Raw genomic sequence first — 16621 nt, 5'->3', positions numbered from 1 at the left:
TACCGCAAGGATAGGGCTTTTCGAACCTTGACGCCGGAACTCAGGCGGCTTCGGGCACGATCACGACCGTGCGGCGGCGCAAGGCGCCCTTCACGGTGAACTGCACGGTGCCGTCCTTCAGCGCGAACAGGGTGTGGTCCTTGCCGATGCCGACGTTCTCGCCCGGGTGGTATTCGGTGCCGCGCTGGCGAACGATGATGTTGCCTGCGAGCACGAATTGGCCGCCGTAGCGCTTCACGCCAAGTCGTTTCGATTCCGAGTCGCGGCCGTTACGGGAACTACCGCCAGCTTTTTTGTGTGCCATGACGAATTACCTCCTTGGCTCTGATCAGGCCGAGATCGCTTCGATGCGAAGCTCGGTGTAGTTCTGGCGATGGCCCTGGTGCTTCTGGTAGTGCTTGCGGCGGCGCATCTTGAAAATCTTGACTTTCTCGTGACGGCCGTGGGAAACCACGGTCGCCTTCACTGCGGCGCCGGAAACCACCGGGGTGCCGATCTTGACCGACTCGCCCTCGCCGACCATGAGAACCTGGTCGATGGTGATTTCGGAGCCCACGTCAGCCGGTATCTGTTCTACCTTGATCTTTTCGCCGGCTGCGACGCGATACTGCTTGCCGCCGGTTTTTATCACCGCGTACATGGTGTTGCTCCAGTTGATGGGTTTGCAAAGGAATCGCGCACTTTACACGAGCAGTCGAAGAATCGTCAAGAAAATCAGCGCTTAGGCGCCGACTTGCGAACCTTGCCGGGGCATCTCGCCGGGTGCGGGTATTCCCCAATACTGACATTCGCTCGAAGTGGAACTATGATTCGAATGTTGTCAGACAACTTTGAGGCGCCGGGTACATGGGGGCAAACGAGAAATCAGGGCGCGGACCGCGGCTGAGCGTCGTCGTCGCGGGCCAGCTTGAAGCCTGGATCAGCGAGCAGGGCCTCAAGGCGGGCGCGCAGTTGCCCACCGAGAAGGTCCTGTGCGAGCGCTTCGGCGTCAGCCGGGCGGTGATCCGCGAGGCCATTTCGCGCCTGAAGGCAGACGGCTGCGTGATGACTCGGCAGGGCTCGGGCGCCTACGTGGCGGCGCGGCCGGGGCAGGGCAGTTTCCGTCTGCTGCGCGGGGGTGTCAATGGCGATGCGGTGACGGAGAGCAGCCTGTCCGATCGCGAGATATCTGACATTTTCGAACTGCGCTACCTCGTCGAGGCCGGTGCGGCCGAGCTGGCGGCGCTGCGCTGCTCGCCACAGGAACTCGACCGGATGCGCGACGCGCTCGAACGCATGGCGGTCGCACTGGAGACCGGCGCGGACGCCCACACCGACGACGACGCCTTCCACGTCGCCATCGCGGCGGCGACGCACAATCCGCAGATTGAGCGTTTCCAGGCATTCATGGGACAGCAGTTTTCCGATTCGCGTGCGCCGACCTGGAACGAGGCCGGTCACCGCGCCGGGCGGGCGCGCGATTCGCAGGCCGAGCATGTGAGGATCTTCGAGGCGATCGCGGCGGGCGATCCGAACGCCGCACGTGCGGCTGCGACGGAGCATCTGGCGGGCGCGGTGCGGCGTTTCGGGCTTGACGCGCGGCGTTGGGGCGAGCTGGTGGCAATCAAGGGGAAGCGCGCGGCGGATGCGCGCAACGAGGCGTTGCACGAAGTGGAGAAGGGACGATGAACATTGCGGCGGACCCGGTGGTTCTGGGCGAGCAGGAGGCGGATTTTTCGTCCGTCGACAAGGCTCGGGTGGTGGAGGCGCTGGCGCGGGTACTGCCGGCGGGGGCGCTGATGTACGACGCCGAGGACTTGCGTCCGTACGAATGCGACGGCCTGTCGGCGTATCGCCAGATGCCGATGGTGGTGGTGCTGCCGACGACGGAGGAGCAGGTCGTCGCGGTGCTCAAGGTGTGCAGCGAGATTGGGGTGCCGGTCGTCGCGCGTGGTGCCGGTACTGGTCTGTCGGGGGGCGCGCTGCCGCACAAGTTCGGCGTGGTGCTGTCGCTGGCGCGCTTCAACCGCATCCTGCATCTGGATGCGCATGCGCGCACGGCGGTCGTGCAGCCTGGAGTGCGCAATCTTGCGATCTCGGAGGCAGCTTCGCCGCACGGCCTGTATTACGCACCCGACCCGTCGTCGCAGATCGCGTGCACGATCGGCGGCAACGTCGCCGAAAACTCGGGTGGCGTGCATTGCCTCAAGTACGGCCTGACGGTGCATAACGTGCTGCGTGTGCGCGGGGTCACCATCGACGGCGAGGTCGTGGAGATCGGCAACCATGGCCTGGATGCGCCGGGCTACGATCTGCTGGCGCTCATGATCGGTTCCGAGGGCATGCTCGCGGTCGTCACCGAAGTGACCGTCAGGCTCACGCCCAAGCCGCAGCTCGCGCAGTGCGTGCTGGCGGCCTTTGACGACGTCATCAAGGCGGGTGAGGCGGTCGCCGAGATCATCGCTGCCGGCATCATCCCCGCCGGCCTCGAGATGATGGACCAGCCCGCGACGGCGGCGGTCGAGCAGTTCGTGCATGCGGGCTATCCGCTGGACGCGAAGGCGATCCTGCTGTGCGAGTCGGACGGTACGCCCGAGGAGGTCGCTGAGGAGATCGAGCGCGTGCGTGCGGTGCTTGAGGCTAGTGGCGCGACCGAGATCCGCGTGTCGCGCGACGAGGCCGAGCGCATGAAGTTCTGGGCCGGCCGCAAGGCGGCCTTCCCCGCCGCGGGACGCATCTCGCCCGACTACTACTGCATGGACGGCACCATCCCGCGCAAGCGCCTGGGCGAGATGCTCGAGGCGATCCAGGAGATGGAGGGCAAGCACGGCCTGCGCTGCATCAACGTGTTCCATGCCGGCGACGGCAACCTGCATCCGCTCATCCTGTTCGATGCGAACCAGGAAGGCGAACTCGAGCGCGCGGAAGCCTTCGGCGCGGACATCCTCGAGCTGTCGGTCGCGCTCGGCGGCACGATCACCGGCGAGCATGGGGTCGGGATCGAGAAGATCAACCAGATGTGCAGCCAGTTCACGCGTCCGGAGCTGACGATGTTCTTCCGCGTGAAGGGCGCATTCGATGCGCGCGGGCTGCTCAATCCCGGCAAGGCGATCCCCACGCTCAACCGCTGTGCCGAGTACGGGCGTATGCGGGTGAGCAACGGGCATGTCCCGTATCCGGACATCCCCCGTTTCTGATGGATCGGGGCTGGATCCAGTTTCTTCTGGTGGTGGTGCCGGTCATGTCGCTGATCGGCTCCTGGCTCGCATTGCGGGCGATCGCCGAGCGGCAGGACCGGAAGGTGGGCGCGCCGAAGAGGCCGAAGCAGGCAGCGGGCGGCACCAAGGACAAGACAGGGAACAAGGCGGAGAGCGAATGAGCGATTTGACTGAACAGTGGCGCGAGCGCGTGCGCGCCGCCGCGGAAGCCGGAACGCCGCAGCAGGTGCGTGGCGGCGGCACGAAGGATTTCTACGGGCGCACCCCGGCCGGCGAGGTGTTCGACACCCGCGGCCATACGGGCGTGGTCAGCTACGAACCGACCGAGCTGGTCGTGACGGTGCGCGCGGGCACGCCGCTCGCGGAACTCGAGGCGCTGGTCGCCGAGCGCGGCCAGATGCTCGCGTTCGAGCCGCCGCATTTCGGTGCCGGGGCGACGGTGGGCGGTTGTGTGGCGACGGGCTTGTCCGGTCCGCGGCGCGCAACGGCCGGGGCCTTGCGCGATTTCGTCCTCGGCGTGCGCATCGTCGACGGGCGCGGCGAGGTGCTGTCCTTCGGCGGCCAGGTGATGAAGAACGTCGCCGGCTACGATGTGTCGCGTGCCATCGCCGGCAGTCTCGGGACGCTGGGCGTGATCCTCGACGTGTCGCTGAAGGTGCTGCCGCGCCCGGTTGCGGAGACCACGCTGCGCTTCGCGCTGGGCGAGAAGGAGGCGATCGAACGCCTCAACGACTGGGGCGGGCAGCCCTTGCCCGTTTCGGCGTCGTCCTGGGCCGATGGTGCTCTGCATCTGCGCCTGTCGGGTGCTGAGGCTGCCGTGCGGGCGGCCGAGCGCAAGCTCGGCGGCGAGGTGCTGGCGGACGATGTCGCCGCCGACCTGTGGCAGGACATTCGCGAGCAGACGGACGGGTACTTCGCGAACGTCGCGCCGGGCGAGGTCCTGTGGCGCCTGTCGCTGCCGAGTTCGGCCGCGCCGGTGAAGCTGGCGGGCAGGCAGCTGATCGAGTGGGGCGGTGCGCTGCGCTGGTTGCGTTCGGATGCGCCCGCGGCGACGATCCGCGATCGCGTCGCAGCACTGGGTGGGCATGCGACGGCCTTCCGCGGGTTCGACCGGGCAGGCGACGTCTTCCAGCCGGTTCCCGCGCCGGTGATGGCGATCCATCGTCGCCTCAAGCAGGCCTTCGATCCGGCGGGGATCCTCAATCCCGGCCGCCTCTACGACGGAATCTGAACATGCAGACCCAACTTGCCGATTTCATCAAGGACACGCCCGAAGGGCGCGAGGCCGAAGCGATCCTGCGCGCCTGCGTGCATTGCGGCTTCTGCACCGCCACCTGTCCGACCTACCAGCTCCTCGGCGACGAGCTCGACGGGCCGCGCGGGCGCATCTACCTGATCAAGCAGCTCCTCGAAGGCCACGATGTCACCGAGAAGACGCGCCTGCACCTGGACCGCTGCCTGACGTGCCGCTCGTGCGAGTCGACCTGTCCGTCGGGCGTGCATTACAGCCGGCTCGCCGACATCGGCCGCCACATCATCGAACAGCGCGTGCCGCGCAGCGGTGCCGAGGCGGCCAAGCGTTGGGCGCTGCGCGAGTTCGTGCCGCGTGCCGACGTGTTCGGCATCGCAATGAAGGCCGGCCGCGCGGTGCGCGGACTGCTGCCCGCAGCCCTGAAGGAGAAGGTGCCGGATGCGCGTCCCAGCGGTCCCTGGCCGAAGCCGCGCCACGCCCGGCGCATGATCGCGCTGGCCGGCTGTGCGCAGCCCGCGATGGCGCCGTCGATCAATGCCGCGACCGCGCGCGTGCTCGACGCCGTCGGCGTCTCCCTTGTCGAGCAGCCGGGGGCAGGCTGCTGCGGCGCCGTGCGCTTCCATCTCAACGACCAGGAAGGCGGGCGCGACGATGCGCGGCGCAACATCGACGCGTGGTGGCCGGCGGTCGAGCGTGGCGAGGTCGAAGCGATCGTGATGACGGCCTCGGGCTGCGGCGTGCAGGTCAAGGACTACGGGCACCTGCTCGCTCAGGATCCGGCCTATGCCGAGAAGGCTGCCAGGATCTCGGCGATGACGCGCGACGTGAGCGAGATCGTCGCGGCCGAGGGGGAAAAGCTGCAGGAGTTGCTCAGGACGCGGCGTGGCGAGGCCGTGGCGGTGGCCTTCCAGTCCCCCTGCACGTTGCAGCACGGCCAACAGATCCGCGGTGTCGTCGAGAGCCTGCTGACGACCGCCGGCTTCACGCTCACGCCCGTTCGCGACGGCCACCTGTGCTGCGGTTCGGCGGGCACCTACTCGCTGCTTCAGCCGGAACTGTCGAAACAGCTGCGCGCGAACAAGCTCGCGGCGCTGGGTGAAGGCGGCGCGACGATGATCGCTTCGGCCAATATTGGCTGCATGACCCATCTCCAGGCGGGTACCACGACGCCGGTGCGGCATTGGGTCGAACTGGTCGACAGCCGCCTCAACGGCTTCCCGCTGTAAGCGTCTGCGGCGCGCTCCGTCAGGGGCGCGCCGCCCTTGCCGAGCGGCAATGAACGTGACAGACCGTCGGAGGGGGCGATGTCCCGATTCGGGTGTGAACCTCGTCACGTGCGCATGCAAGGTGGTGCTCCGCGATCTACCGCTAAGTAGGTAGTCACTGTAATATCGGCGCAAAAGAACGAGCCTATTCGCCCATGCCAATCACAGTGGAAACCTGCGTTGCGAGCCATATCGGAGATCGGCGCGAACAGCAGGATCGTGTGGGCGTGTTTGCCCATCCGCGCGAGCGCGGGATGCTCATGGCGGTGCTTGCCGATGGCATGGGCGGGCATACCGGCGGTGCGATGGCGGCGGAGCAGGTGCTGCTCAAGGCGCGGCAAAACTTCGACGACTATTCTCCGCGCTCGGAGGATGCAGGAAGCCTGCTGAACACCATCGTCAACGACGCTCACCTGATCATCCGTCTCACGCGGCTGACGAGCGAGAAGGAGCCGCACAGCACCGCGGTCGTGTTGGTGCTGCAACCCGGCGAGATACGCTGGGCGCATTGCGGGGATTCTCGTCTGTATCACTTTCGCGATAATCGCGTGGTGGCTCGCAGCGAGGACCATTCGGTCGTCGGCGACCTGCAGCGCAAGGGACAGCTGAACGACGCCGGTGCCCGCATCCACCCCCGGCGCAATGTCCTGTTGTCCTGCCTGGGGAGCGAAAGGCCTCCCGAGGTGTGCCTGGGTCAGGCGGTGCAGCCGCAGGCCGGGGACAGTTTCCTGCTGTGCTCGGACGGCTTGTGGGGCCTGCTATCGGATGCGGAGATTTCCGCCGAAGTATGCTCGCGCCGCGCCCGCGACGCCGCCGAGGTGCTCGTCGAACGCGCGCGCAAGCGCGGGGCGGGCGCGGGCGACAACATCTCCCTCGCGCTGATCAAGCTCGTCGAGGCGCCCGCTTCACAGTCTTAGCCAGTTGCGCCGCCAGAACGCTGCGGCCATCGCGGTAGCGACCCCGCCCATCATCGCCAGTGCGATGTAGAAGCCCCGTGCGTCGGCGATCAGGGGCATCCATTCGAAATTCATGCCGAAGATGCCGCTGATGAGCGTCGCCGGCAGGAAGAGTGTCGTCAACACCGTGAGGATGCGGACCTCGACGTTCAGGCGGTTGCTGACGGCTGACAGGTAGATATCCATCAGATCGCCGAGCAGTTCGCGCACGGCATCCAGTGTCTCGATCACATGGATGGTGTGGTCGTAGACATCGCGCAGGTAGAGGCGGGTTTCCGGCTGGAAGAAGGCGCTTTCTCCGCGCAGCAGGCCGTTCAGGACCTCGCGCAGCGGCCAGATCGCCCGTCGTACCAGCTGGGTATCGTGTTTCACCAGATTGATCGTGCGCAGCAGTGTCGGGGTCGGACTGGCCAGCGCATCGTCCTCGAGCTGTTCGGCGGTGTCGCCGAGCCGGTCGACGACGATGAAATACCGGTCGATGACCGCATCGAACAGGGTGTACGCGAGGTAATCGGTGCCGCGTTTCAGCACGGGTGCCTGGGGGACGCGCAGGCGCTCACGGATCGGCTCGAAGATGCCCGTGCGTCGTTCCTGGAAGGTCAGGACGAAGTTTTCCCCCAGGACCACGCTGATCTGGTCGGAACCGAGCGTGCGCGACGCCGCGTCGTACTCAAACACGCGCAGGACGCAGTAGAGGTAGTTGCCGTAGTCCTCGATCTTCGGTCGCTGGTGCGTGTTCAGGATGTCTTCGAGCACCAGCGGATGCAAGTGGAAGCGCCGACCAATCTCGCCGAGGATCTCGGCATCCTGCAGGCCGTGCACGTTGAGCCACAGGCGCCCGTGCGCCGGCTTGTAATCGCGCGATTCGACGATGCTCGCGAAGCGTTTCTCCTCGATTCCGTTTTCGTCGTAAGCGATCAGCGTGATCTCGGGGCGATCGGTCTTCACCGCGCCGACGTGGACCAGCGAGCCCGGCGGAAGGCCCGCCTTCGCCGTCGTGATCGCCATCGTTTTGCGTCTGCGGGTGCTGTTGCGTGACGTCTTCATCGGGAATTTTCTTGCAGGAACAGGTTGCGCTGTAAATGGCAATCGGTATTATCCGTCAAGCGCCCCCTGCAAATTGCAAGGGATTTGCAGTTTGCATCAAGAAAACAGAACAGGTGATGGCGCCAGCACCTGCAGATTCAGTCGCGGATCATCGGAGAGTCGAAAACGGAAATTGCGCTGCGGAGCAGTCGGCCGCAGTGTATCTATGTCCGCCGTCGGAGTTGGCCCGCGCAAGCGTACACATTTACCAACCCAGTCTGGGAGGACAGCCAATGGCTCTGTTGATCGGAGTGCCAGCGGAAGCGATTGCCGGCGAGCGACGTTTGTCGGTCGTTCCCGATGTAGTGAAGAGATACCTTGGACTTGGTGCCAAGGTCGTGATCCAGGCCGGCGCGGGCATGCCGGCGCACCTGCGCGACGACATGTTCGGAGAGGTCCAGCTCGCCTCGAACGGCGTCGAGGTGTGCGCCGCAGCCGATGCCGTGCTGTGCGTGCAGCCCCCCTCGGCGGAGCTCATCGCGGCGATGAAGCCGGGTGCGGTGCTGCTGGGGATGCTGCAGCCTTGGTCTAGTGCGGAGCGCGCCCGACAGCTGATGGAGAAGCAGATCACCAGCTTCGCGCTGGAGTTGCTGCCGCGCATCACGCGCTCGCAGAGCATGGACGTGCTCTCCAGCCAGGGCGCAGTCGCCGGCTACGAGTGCGCGCTGATCGCGGCCGACCACAGCCCCAAGTTCTTCCCCATGCTCACCTATGCGGCCGGTACCATTCGTCCGGCCAAGGTGCTGGTGATCGGCGCAGGTGTTGCGGGCCTGCAGGCGATCGCCACCGCGCGCCGTATTGGCGCGATGGTCGAGGCCTATGACGTGCGTCCCGAGACGCGCGAACAGATCGAGTCGCTGGGCGCGAAGTTCGTCGACACGGGCGTCTCCGCGGCCGGCACCGGCGGCTATGCGCGCGAGCTCACCGACGAGGAGAAGGCGAAGCAGGCCGAGCGCCTCGCGAAAGCGGTGGCCGGATGCGACGCGCTGATCACCACCGCGGCGATTCCCGGCAAGAAGGCGCCGAGGATCATCAGCGCAGACATGGTTGCGCGCATGAAGCCGGGCGCGGTCGTCGTCGACATGGCGGCCGACTCCGGCGGCAACGTTGAAGGCACCGTCGCCGGCGAAAAGACCTGGGTGGGCGACGTGCTCGTGATCGGTCCCACCAACATCGCCAGCCGCATGCCCGTACATGCGTCCGAGATGTACGCCAAGAACCTCTACAACTTCATTTCCCCCTTCATCAAGGACGGCGAGCTCGTGCTCGACTGGGAGGACGAAGTGGTGGCCGGCTGCTGCCTCACCCACGCGGGCGAGCTGCGACACGCGGGTGTGAAGCAGGTTCTGGGACTGTAAGGGGGACGCAAACGTGGAAGGTATTACTGCGCTGTACATCTTCATGCTGGCCGCATTCACGGGATACGAAGTGATCTCGCGCGTGCCGGTGATCCTGCATACCCCGCTGATGTCGGGTTCCAACTTCGTGCATGGTGTCGTGCTTGTCGGTGCGATGGTCGTGCTCGGCCACGCCGACCCGGAGGACCCGACGCAGCTCGTCATAGGCTTCGTCGCGGTGTTCCTGGGCGCTGCCAACGCTGCCGGCGGCTACGTCGTCACCGAGCGCATGCTCGCGATGTTCAAGTCCAAGACTGGAGGTGCGCAATGAGCGGCGTGATCCAGCTGGCCTATTTCGCGGTCGCCGTGGTGTTCATCCTCGGCCTGAAGGCGATGAGCTCGCCCGTCACCGCGCGCAAGGGCATCGTATGGGCCGGCTACGCGATGATCGCGGCCACCCTCGTCACCTTCTACACCCCGGGCATGCAGAACTACGGCCTGATGATCACCGCCATCGTTACCGGCGGCGCGGTCGCGTGGTGGAGCGGCAAGGTCGTCAAGATGACCGACATGCCGCAGATGGTCGCGATCTACAACGGGATGGGTGGCGGCGCGGCGGCGGCAATCGCGGCGCTCGAGTTCGCCCGCGGCGGCACGCACGGCGTCACCGCGACGACGCTCGCGGTCCTGGGGGCGCTGATCGGCTCGGTCGCGTTCTCGGGCTCGTGCGTCGCCTTCGCCAAGCTGCAGGGCATCATGACCAAGACCTGGCGTCTGCCGCAGCAGAACCTCGTGAACATCGTGCTCGCGGGGCTCGCCGTGGTGCTCGGCCTGGCGATCATCGTCACCGAGACTCCGCCCGCCGTCATCGTCATCGCGTTCTTCGTCGTCGCGCTCGTGCTCGGCGCGATCCTGACGATGCCTATCGGCGGCGCCGACATGCCGGTCGTGATCTCGCTGCTCAACGCCTTCACGGGCCTCGCGGTCGGCTTCGAAGGCTACGTGCTCGGCAACCCGGCGCTGATCGTCGCGGGCATCGTCGTCGGCGCGTCCGGTACGCTGCTCACCCAGCTCATGGCCAAGGCGATGAACCGTCCGATCAGGAACGTCATCTTCACGCCGCTCTCGGGTGCAGCGGCAGGCGGTGGCGAGGCGATCGAAGGCACGATGAAAGAACTGTCCGCCCTCGATGCGGCCTCCGTCATGCGCTACGCGTCCAAGGTCATCATCGTCCCCGGTTACGGCATGGCGGTGGCCGGCGCGCAGCACAAGGTGTGGGAGATGGCGCAGTTGCTGGAGGAAGGCGGCGTCGACGTCGCGTTCGCGATCCATCCGGTCGCGGGTCGCATGCCCGGCCACATGAACGTGCTGCTGGCCGAGGCCGGCGTGCCCTACGACAAGATCTTCGACCTGGAGGAGATCAACGCCGACTTCCCGCAGGCGGACGTGGCGCTGGTGATCGGCGCGAACGACGTCGTGAACCCGGTCGCGCGCACCGACAAGACGAGCCCGATCTACGGCATGCCCATCCTCAACGTCGACATGGCGCACAACGTCATCGTCGTCAAACGCGGCCAGGGCGCGGGCTACTCGGGCATCGAGAACGCGCTGTTCTACAAGGACAACTGCCGCATGCTGTACGGCAGTGCGCAGCAGATCATCGGCGAGGTGATCACCCATGTGAAGGCGCTGGAGGTCTGAGCATCCTCTGGAAGCGGCCTGCGGATCCCGAAAGGGGGCAGGTCGCTTCAGTTCCCGGCGTGGCGTGCCGTAATATCGGGAACCGGTGATTGGCGAGGACTGGCCGATGCTGCGGCGTGCCCTGCTTGCGAGTTTTACCCTGCTGTTTTGCGCGGCCCTGCCCGCGCAGAGCGCGACCGCGCAAGCCGACGTGTCGCCACCGCCTGTTGCCGCAACCGATACAGCGAAACCGGATCGCTCCTTCCGCGACACCACCGGCTACCGCTATCCCGCGCTGGCGCGCACCCGGAGCGACCTTCAGAACCTCGCTTACGCGCTGCAACTGCGCGACTATTGCGCCGACGAGCGCGTGCCGGACGATTTCGTGAAGGCGCAGCTCGAGAGCTTCAGCCGCATCACTGGCCGCGCGGAAACCTGCCGCACGCTGCTCGCTTACTGACTGCCCCGCCTCAGGCGAGGAAAGCGCCGAAGGCGCCGGCGGTCATCGGCTGCCCGAAGAGCGGTCCTTGCTGCAGTCGGCAGCCGAGCGCAGACAGGAATGCTTCCTGTGCTTCGGTCTCGACGCCGCGCGCGAGCACCTCCAGACCGAGGATCCCGGCCATGCCGGCGATCGCCTCGACGATGGCCTCGCTGTCTTCGCGGATGCCCACCTCGCGCACCAGAAGGTGGTCGAGCTTCAGCGCGTTCAACGGGTAGCGCTTGAGGCGGGGAATCGACGACAGGCCACGGCCGTAATCGTCGATCGCCAGCCGTACCCCGCTTTCCGCGATGGACTGCAGCATGTCGATCAGGCGGGTGTGCTCGTCATTGAGCACACGCTCGTCGAGATCCAGTTCCAACCGCTCGGCATCCAGGCCAGACGCGCTCAGCGCGTGGTGCACGCGTTCCCCAAGGTTGCCTTGCAGCAGCTGCTCGAGCGCCACGTTCACGACGACGCGCACGTCGCGGCCTTCATGCTGCGGCCATGCCGCCGCCGCCGTGCAGGCTGCGTGCAGCACCCAGTCGCCCATGCGCACGAGCTGTCCAGCATCGCGCGCGACTCCGGCGAAGCGCTGGAAGGGAATCGTCCCGAGTTCCGGATGCTGCCAACGCAGCAAGGCTTCGCCGGCATGTACGGTGCCGTCGCGGACATCGACCAGCGGCTGGAAATGGACGTCCAACTGCCTCAGGTCGACCGCTTGGCGCAAGCGCGTCTCGAACGCCAGGAGGGGCGCCTCGGGCAGGTCGTGCATCACCACCGTGAGGCCCGGGTGGGCGGCCGCGTCGAGCGCATACGTGACGATGTCGACATCGAAGGTGGTCCCGTCGCAACGCCGGTGCTGCCAGATTCCCGGTTCGCCGGCGTGCCGGCCGTCGCCCGGCGTCGTGCGCAGCGCGCCGATCTCCATCGTGCATAGGGTTTCGCGCGAGTAGCCATATACGCGGGCCGCCGCAGCGTTGGCGGCGAGGATGCGCAGCTGCGGCCCCTCGCAGAGCAAGGTCGGCAGGGGGCTATCGACGAACATGCGTTCCAGTACGCTGTCGCCTGGCGCGGCCGGTGCATCTTCCGGTGCCGCGCCGTGTCGTGCGGGCGGCAGGAGCAGGAGACGCCAGTCCGGTTTCGGTCCGGCGAGTACGCGCGCGGTGATCTCGCCTGTGCGGCCCGGCACTTTGAGGCGTGCGATCTGTGCCGCATCCGCGGCTGGCCAGTCGATGCCGAGGCAGTCCGCAACGGCCTGCCCGATCAGGTTTCCGCGGGTGAGTCCCAATGCGCCTAGGGCTGCCGCGTTCGCAGCTGCGATGCGGTCGCGCTCGTCGATGACGATAACCGGCTGCTCCAATGCCGCCGCGAGGCGCGGCCACAGCGCATCCACTGCCGGTGCCTCGTCGAATGTGGTGCTTGCGTACGCCTCGGCGATGACGTCGGGGCTCAGGATCAACGCGTGGATGCCGGGCCGGATGCGTGCCGCGGCGACGAAGCGCAGGTCGCGATGCCGCTCGCCCGGCAAGGACACGCGCAGGCTGCCGCGCATCTCGCCTTGGATGAAGAGGCGGGCGCGTGCATCGAGGAAATCGCGTTCGGAAGGGAAGAGGTCGGCGAGAGGCTTCCCTGCAAGTTGCCGATAGTCGCGTTCGAGCAGGCGGCAGGCCGCACTGTTGGCCTCCAGTACCACCTCGTCGCCCGTGATGATCAGGCCCTCGTCGATCAGTTCGAAGAGGGCAAGGTAGAGCCCCGTCTCCGCGCCTTCGGAGAGATCCGGGATGAAGGGCTCTTCTTCGGGGTTTTCGTTACCCTGCGGGCGACGGGCTGCGTTCATGGGGGCGGTCATTCCACGTATTCGGGCGGCGTTTCGGCGTAGACCCAGAATACTCGAACGTATCGCAACGATTGCCCCGAATAGGCGGCAAGGGAACCCCCAATTCCGCCCGATTGCCGTACGATGCGCATCGGCGCGGCGCCGGGCGGCAGCCGCCCGCGCAAGGGCTTACTTGCGCCCCAGGCCGCCCAGCAGGACCGCGATCGGGCGCGCATGGCGGCGAGGCGGTGCGCCGCGCTTCTCGGCCGCGGTTTCCGTCGACTGCAGGCTTGCACTGGTCGCTGCGACGGGCGTGGTCGGTTCGTAGGGCTTGCTGAAATCGAAACCGTCGGCAGCGATCATGGATTTGCCGCGGCGGCGCGTGTCGGCGTTGCGGGAGGGGGGCGTGCTGCGGACGCTCGGTGCCGGCTCGCGTGGCGCATCTGACGTCTTCCCGGACGGGCTGCGGCGGCCCCTGCCGCGTGTTCCGGTCTCGTGGAAATCGGGCTCCGGATCGAACCCCGGCACCGCTTCCTGCGGAATCTGCAGCTTGATCAGTTTCTCGATCTCGGCGAGAAGGTGCTTCTCCTCGGCGCTCACGAGGGACACCGCGCGCCCCTGTCGACCCGCGCGACCGGTGCGGCCGATTCGGTGCACGTAATCTTCCGCCGTGTGCGGCAGTTCGAAGTTGATCACCGAAGGCAGGTCGTCGATATCCAGTCCGCGCGCGGCAACGTCGGTCGCCACCAGCACGCGCAGCTTGCCCGACTTGAACGCCTCCAGTGTCTCGGTGCGCTGTGCCTGGCCCTTGTCGCCGTGGATCGCGTCGGCAGCGATGTCGTGGCGCTCGAGGAAGTGCGCAAGCCGCCCGCATTCAATCTTCGTTGCGACGAACACCAGCGCCTGGGTGTCCGGTTCGTGGCGCAGGATGTGCGCAAGCAGGTTGCGCTTGAGGCCGGCCGACACGGGGTGCACGCGGTGCGTGATCGTCTCCGACACCATGTTGCGGCGTGCGACCTCGATCAGTTGCGGCTCCTTGAGCATCTGGTCGGCGAGTTTCTTGATCTCGTCCGAGAAGGTCGCCGAGAACAGCAGGCTCTGGCGCGAGGCCGGCAGCAGGTCGAGGATGCGGCGGATGTCCGGGATGAAGCCCATGTCCAGCATGCGGTCCGCTTCATCGAGCACCAGCATTTCGACCTGGTTCAGCACGATCGTCCTCTGCTGCACGTGGTCGAGCAGGCGTCCGGGCGTGGCGACGACGATCTCGACGCCGTTGCGCAGTTCCTGGATCTGCGGCTTCATGTCGACGCCGCCATAGATGCAGGTGCTGCGCAGCGGGACGTACTTGCTGTAGGTCTTCACCGACTCGAACACCTGCATCGCCAGTTCGCGCGTCGGCGCGAGGATCAGCGCACGCACCGGGTGGCGCGCGGGGCTGGTCGAAGTGCTGGCGTGGCGGGAAAGGCGCTGCAACAGCGGCAGCGTGAAGCCGGCGGTCTTGCCGGTACCCGTCTGCGCACCGCCCATCACGTCGCGGCCGGACAACACGACAGGGATGGCCTGCTGCTGGATCGGGGTAGGGGTGGTGTAGCCGGTGTCGGCCACAGCGCGTAACAACTCGGGATTCAACCCGAGGTCGGCGAAGCTCATAGGCGCCTATCTTCCATGGGGGCCTGTCGCGTCGGGCGCGACGCCAGAAGAGGCGACTGGAGGAACGGAGACCGGAACGCAGGGGTTCCGGAAAGGGCTCGCGCCAACCGGCAGGCCGGGTGCTTTAAAACGAGCATTATACATGCACGATCGCGCCCGTTTGTTGCGATGCAGTGAGTGGGCCGCCCCCGACGGCACGCGGCGCTCAAGTACCGCCCGGATTTTTCAGCGCCAGGTAGCAGGTGATCTCTTCGCGGTCGTGGTAGAGGTGCTTCATGCGAAGCTCGAATGGCCCGTGCGGCCCGAGGCGCTTGGCGATGATCGTGCGGCACTGCTCGACCGCCTCGAGGCGCTTCTTCATCGGCAGCTTCAGGTTGAACATCGCGCGGCGGCATCGGCCCGCGCCGATCCAGTCGGCCATCAGCGCAGCGACGCGCGTCGGCTGTTCGACCATGTCGCACACCAGCCACTCCACCGGGCGTGGCGGGCGCCATGTGAAACCGTCCGCGCGCACGTGCTCGACCAGTTCCGTGGCCATCACCGACGGTGCCATCGGGCCGTTGTCGATCGCGGTGACGCGCAGCCCCCGGTGCGCCAGCTGCCAGGTCCACCCGCCAGGTGCGGCGCCGAGGTCCACGGCGCGCAGGCCCGGACGCAGGCTCGCAGTGCGTTCCTCCTCGGTGAGCAGCGTGAAGAAGGCCTCGGCGAGCTTCAGCGTCGAGCGGCTGGCCGCTTCGCGCAGCATGCGCAGGCGCGGGATACCCATCGGCCACAGCGCCGCGCGCCCCGGCAGGGCCGCGCACAGCCAGGCCGTGTGGGCGTCGGAGAACAGCACGTGCAGCGCGGGAAGGCCCTTGGCGCGTTCGCGGAAGGTGTTGGCCTTGTCCAGCTCGCGTTGCAGCGGGGCCGTGAAGCGCTTGCAGAAGCCCGACTGCTGTTTCGCCTCGTCGGTGTCGGGCGTCTCCAGCAACAGGTCGGCGAAGCGCTGGCCGCTGGCACGCGCCGCAGCGACGATCGGCGTCGCGCGGTCGCGCTCGGGCAGGTCGGTGATGCGCGCGAACCAGGGAAGGAGCTGGCGGGCGAAGATCAGGCTGCGCCAGTCGCAGAGTTCGGCCAGTTCCGCGAAGGGCGCCGGTTCGGGCGTTTCGAACACGACGAACGCCTTGCCCGGCTGGGCACGCACGAAACCCATCAGCCCGAGTCCGGCGGCGAATTCATCGAGTTCGGCCGCGGTTTCCTTCTCGAAGCCGGAACGACAGAGTGCAAGAAGGCCGTTGGCGGCAAAGCCGGATCGCGGCGACGGGGACAGGGACATGGGGAGGGACTCGCAGCGGGAAGGCCCGCGCTGTGTGCGGTTATCGAATGGCTGCGGATGATAAGCCGCGGCGGGGGCGCCGCAAAGCGCCGGGAGGCATCCGGCGCTCGTGCGGCATGCAGGGAGTCATCACGACGCGGTCACGGCACCGCGCGCGGGCGTTTCGCCGTGCGGTCTTCCGCCGGCGCTGCGGCTGTGCCGGCATCGGCCGTGGCGCTGGCAGCGACGGCTGCCGGCATGGTTGCTGCGGGAGTTGGCGCCTGGGGGTGGGCGACCTGCGACGGGACGGTCGGCAGGTTGTTCTGCGTCATGTAGTCGTTCATCTCGCGCCAGCCTGCGAAGATGGCTGCCTTCTGCGCCTTGGCGTTGAGTGCATAGCAGTCTTCCAGCGAGCGGCCGGCGTGCCGGCACGCGCCTCCGATCGCCTTCCCCTCGGCCTCCGCCAGGGCGGCCGTCTTCTGCGGGTCGGGCAGGTCGAGCGCGTTGCTCAGCTGCTCGCAGGCGCTGAGGCTCAGGAGCAGGAGGAGAGGGGTTACACGTTGCGCGAGCATGGGCTTACCTTGTACCGGTCAAGGGGTTCTCCCCT

Annotated in this window: 17 protein-coding genes; 10 read left to right on the top strand and 7 right to left on the bottom strand. The window is 67.0% G+C overall.

From position 1 onward, the window contains the following. Positions 1–40 precede the first annotated feature (40 nt). A complete protein-coding gene (rpmA, locus tag U5817_RS18590) occupies positions 41–304 on the bottom strand; it encodes a 50S ribosomal protein L27 (protein WP_121427261.1) in 264 nt (87 codons plus the stop codon). 24 nt (positions 305–328) lie between these two features. Beyond that, positions 329–640: a 50S ribosomal protein L21 gene (rplU, locus tag U5817_RS18585; protein ID WP_121427262.1), complete on the bottom strand. Its 312-nt coding sequence runs from the start codon at positions 638–640 to the stop codon at positions 329–331. A gap of 206 nt (positions 641–846) precedes the next feature. Between rplU and U5817_RS18580 the strand changes: the two genes are divergently transcribed. The 6 genes from U5817_RS18580 to U5817_RS18555 all read left to right on the top strand — a co-directional run bounded on the left by U5817_RS18580 (position 847) and on the right by U5817_RS18555 (position 6631). After that, entirely contained in the window at positions 847–1668 is an 822-nt protein-coding gene (locus tag U5817_RS18580) for a FadR/GntR family transcriptional regulator (RefSeq protein ID WP_169129654.1), read from the top strand. After that, positions 1665–3176: an FAD-linked oxidase C-terminal domain-containing protein gene (locus tag U5817_RS18575; RefSeq protein ID WP_407278380.1), complete on the top strand. Its 1512-nt coding sequence runs from the start codon at positions 1665–1667 to the stop codon at positions 3174–3176. Before U5817_RS18580 ends, U5817_RS18575 begins: the two co-directional genes overlap by 4 nt. Next, positions 3176–3358 (top strand): hypothetical protein, encoded by a 183-nt coding sequence (locus U5817_RS18570; protein ID WP_169129658.1) that lies wholly within the window; start codon positions 3176–3178, stop codon positions 3356–3358. The genes U5817_RS18575 and U5817_RS18570 overlap by 1 nt, the downstream gene beginning before the upstream one ends. Continuing rightward, the gene (gene glcE, locus U5817_RS18565) at positions 3355–4428 is read left to right on the top strand and encodes a glycolate oxidase subunit GlcE (protein WP_407278379.1); all 1074 of its coding nucleotides are present in this window, start codon (positions 3355–3357) and stop codon (positions 4426–4428) included. The genes U5817_RS18570 and glcE overlap by 4 nt, the downstream gene beginning before the upstream one ends. A gap of 2 nt (positions 4429–4430) precedes the next feature. Continuing rightward, positions 4431–5675: a glycolate oxidase subunit GlcF gene (gene glcF, locus U5817_RS18560; RefSeq protein WP_407278378.1), complete on the top strand. Its 1245-nt coding sequence runs from the start codon at positions 4431–4433 to the stop codon at positions 5673–5675. A 194-nt stretch (positions 5676–5869) separates the two neighbouring features. Beyond that, positions 5870–6631: a PP2C family serine/threonine-protein phosphatase gene (locus tag U5817_RS18555; RefSeq protein ID WP_169129664.1), complete on the top strand. Its 762-nt coding sequence runs from the start codon at positions 5870–5872 to the stop codon at positions 6629–6631. Here U5817_RS18555 and corA read toward each other — a convergent pair. After that, positions 6620–7717, bottom strand: coding sequence for a magnesium/cobalt transporter CorA (corA, locus tag U5817_RS18550; protein WP_407278377.1), 1098 nt, complete (start codon positions 7715–7717; stop codon positions 6620–6622). The two genes, U5817_RS18555 and corA, sit on opposite strands and share 12 nt — an antisense overlap. A gap of 272 nt (positions 7718–7989) precedes the next feature. On the opposite strand from corA, the gene U5817_RS18545 reads away from it, so the two are divergent. From U5817_RS18545 to U5817_RS18530, 4 genes are all read left to right on the top strand, one after another. Next, positions 7990–9114 carry an NAD(P) transhydrogenase subunit alpha gene (locus U5817_RS18545; RefSeq protein ID WP_407278376.1) on the top strand — a complete coding sequence of 375 codons (1125 nt, stop codon included), beginning with the start codon at positions 7990–7992 and terminating at the stop codon, positions 9112–9114. 13 nt (positions 9115–9127) lie between these two features. Further along, positions 9128–9424, top strand: a complete 297-nt coding sequence (locus tag U5817_RS18540) for an NAD(P) transhydrogenase subunit alpha (RefSeq protein WP_169129670.1) — start codon at positions 9128–9130, stop codon at positions 9422–9424. Next, a complete protein-coding gene (locus U5817_RS18535; RefSeq protein ID WP_407278375.1) occupies positions 9421–10794 on the top strand; it encodes an NAD(P)(+) transhydrogenase (Re/Si-specific) subunit beta in 1374 nt (457 codons plus the stop codon). The genes U5817_RS18540 and U5817_RS18535 overlap by 4 nt, the downstream gene beginning before the upstream one ends. Before the next feature lie 106 nt (positions 10795–10900). After that, the gene (locus tag U5817_RS18530) at positions 10901–11233 is read left to right on the top strand and encodes a hypothetical protein (RefSeq protein WP_407278374.1); all 333 of its coding nucleotides are present in this window, start codon (positions 10901–10903) and stop codon (positions 11231–11233) included. Positions 11234–11243: 10 nt separating this feature from the next. Here the strand turns inward: U5817_RS18530 and U5817_RS18525 are convergent, their stop codons facing one another. The 4 genes from U5817_RS18525 to U5817_RS18510 all read right to left on the bottom strand — a co-directional run bounded on the left by U5817_RS18525 (position 11244) and on the right by U5817_RS18510 (position 16586). Next, positions 11244–13091 carry an EAL domain-containing protein gene (locus tag U5817_RS18525; protein WP_407278373.1) on the bottom strand — a complete coding sequence of 616 codons (1848 nt, stop codon included), beginning with the start codon at positions 13089–13091 and terminating at the stop codon, positions 11244–11246. 168 nt (positions 13092–13259) lie between these two features. Continuing rightward, positions 13260–14720, bottom strand: coding sequence for a DEAD/DEAH box helicase (locus U5817_RS18520; protein WP_407278372.1), 1461 nt, complete (start codon positions 14718–14720; stop codon positions 13260–13262). A gap of 205 nt (positions 14721–14925) precedes the next feature. Continuing rightward, positions 14926–16035, bottom strand: coding sequence for a 23S rRNA (cytidine(2498)-2'-O)-methyltransferase RlmM (gene rlmM / locus U5817_RS18515; RefSeq protein WP_407278371.1), 1110 nt, complete (start codon positions 16033–16035; stop codon positions 14926–14928). A 140-nt stretch (positions 16036–16175) separates the two neighbouring features. Next, complete coding sequence (locus U5817_RS18510; RefSeq protein WP_407278370.1) at positions 16176–16586, bottom strand: hypothetical protein; 411 nt, start codon at positions 16584–16586, stop codon at positions 16176–16178. Between the last annotated feature and the right edge of the window lie 35 nt (positions 16587–16621).

It is taken from the genome of Aromatoleum evansii (assembly GCF_045689615.1).
In the GTDB taxonomy this organism is placed as follows: Bacteria; Pseudomonadota; Gammaproteobacteria; order Burkholderiales; family Rhodocyclaceae; genus Aromatoleum; species Aromatoleum evansii.
The sequence above is the reverse complement of the archived record's forward strand: the minus strand, read 5'-3'. Positions and strand labels throughout refer to the sequence as shown.

Coding starts and splice junctions, on each gene's coding strand:
- rpmA (WP_121427261.1), bottom strand. CDS start 304: ATGGCACACAAAAAAGCTGGCGGTAGTTCCCGTAACGGCCGCGACTCG.
- rplU (WP_121427262.1), bottom strand. CDS start 640: ATGTACGCGGTGATAAAAACCGGCGGCAAGCAGTATCGCGTCGCAGCC.
- U5817_RS18580 (WP_169129654.1), top strand. CDS start 847: ATGGGGGCAAACGAGAAATCAGGGCGCGGACCGCGGCTGAGCGTCGTC.
- U5817_RS18575 (WP_407278380.1), top strand. CDS start 1,665: ATGAACATTGCGGCGGACCCGGTGGTTCTGGGCGAGCAGGAGGCGGAT.
- U5817_RS18570 (WP_169129658.1), top strand. CDS start 3,176: ATGGATCGGGGCTGGATCCAGTTTCTTCTGGTGGTGGTGCCGGTCATG.
- glcE (WP_407278379.1), top strand. CDS start 3,355: ATGAGCGATTTGACTGAACAGTGGCGCGAGCGCGTGCGCGCCGCCGCG.
- glcF (WP_407278378.1), top strand. CDS start 4,431: ATGCAGACCCAACTTGCCGATTTCATCAAGGACACGCCCGAAGGGCGC.
- U5817_RS18555 (WP_169129664.1), top strand. CDS start 5,870: ATGCCAATCACAGTGGAAACCTGCGTTGCGAGCCATATCGGAGATCGG.
- corA (WP_407278377.1), bottom strand. CDS start 7,717: ATGAAGACGTCACGCAACAGCACCCGCAGACGCAAAACGATGGCGATC.
- U5817_RS18545 (WP_407278376.1), top strand. CDS start 7,990: ATGGCTCTGTTGATCGGAGTGCCAGCGGAAGCGATTGCCGGCGAGCGA.
- U5817_RS18535 (WP_407278375.1), top strand. CDS start 9,421: ATGAGCGGCGTGATCCAGCTGGCCTATTTCGCGGTCGCCGTGGTGTTC.
- U5817_RS18530 (WP_407278374.1), top strand. CDS start 10,901: ATGCTGCGGCGTGCCCTGCTTGCGAGTTTTACCCTGCTGTTTTGCGCG.
- U5817_RS18525 (WP_407278373.1), bottom strand. CDS start 13,091: ATGAACGCAGCCCGTCGCCCGCAGGGTAACGAAAACCCCGAAGAAGAG.
- U5817_RS18520 (WP_407278372.1), bottom strand. CDS start 14,720: ATGAGCTTCGCCGACCTCGGGTTGAATCCCGAGTTGTTACGCGCTGTG.
- rlmM (WP_407278371.1), bottom strand. CDS start 16,035: ATGTCCCTGTCCCCGTCGCCGCGATCCGGCTTTGCCGCCAACGGCCTT.
- U5817_RS18510 (WP_407278370.1), bottom strand. CDS start 16,586: ATGCTCGCGCAACGTGTAACCCCTCTCCTCCTGCTCCTGAGCCTCAGC.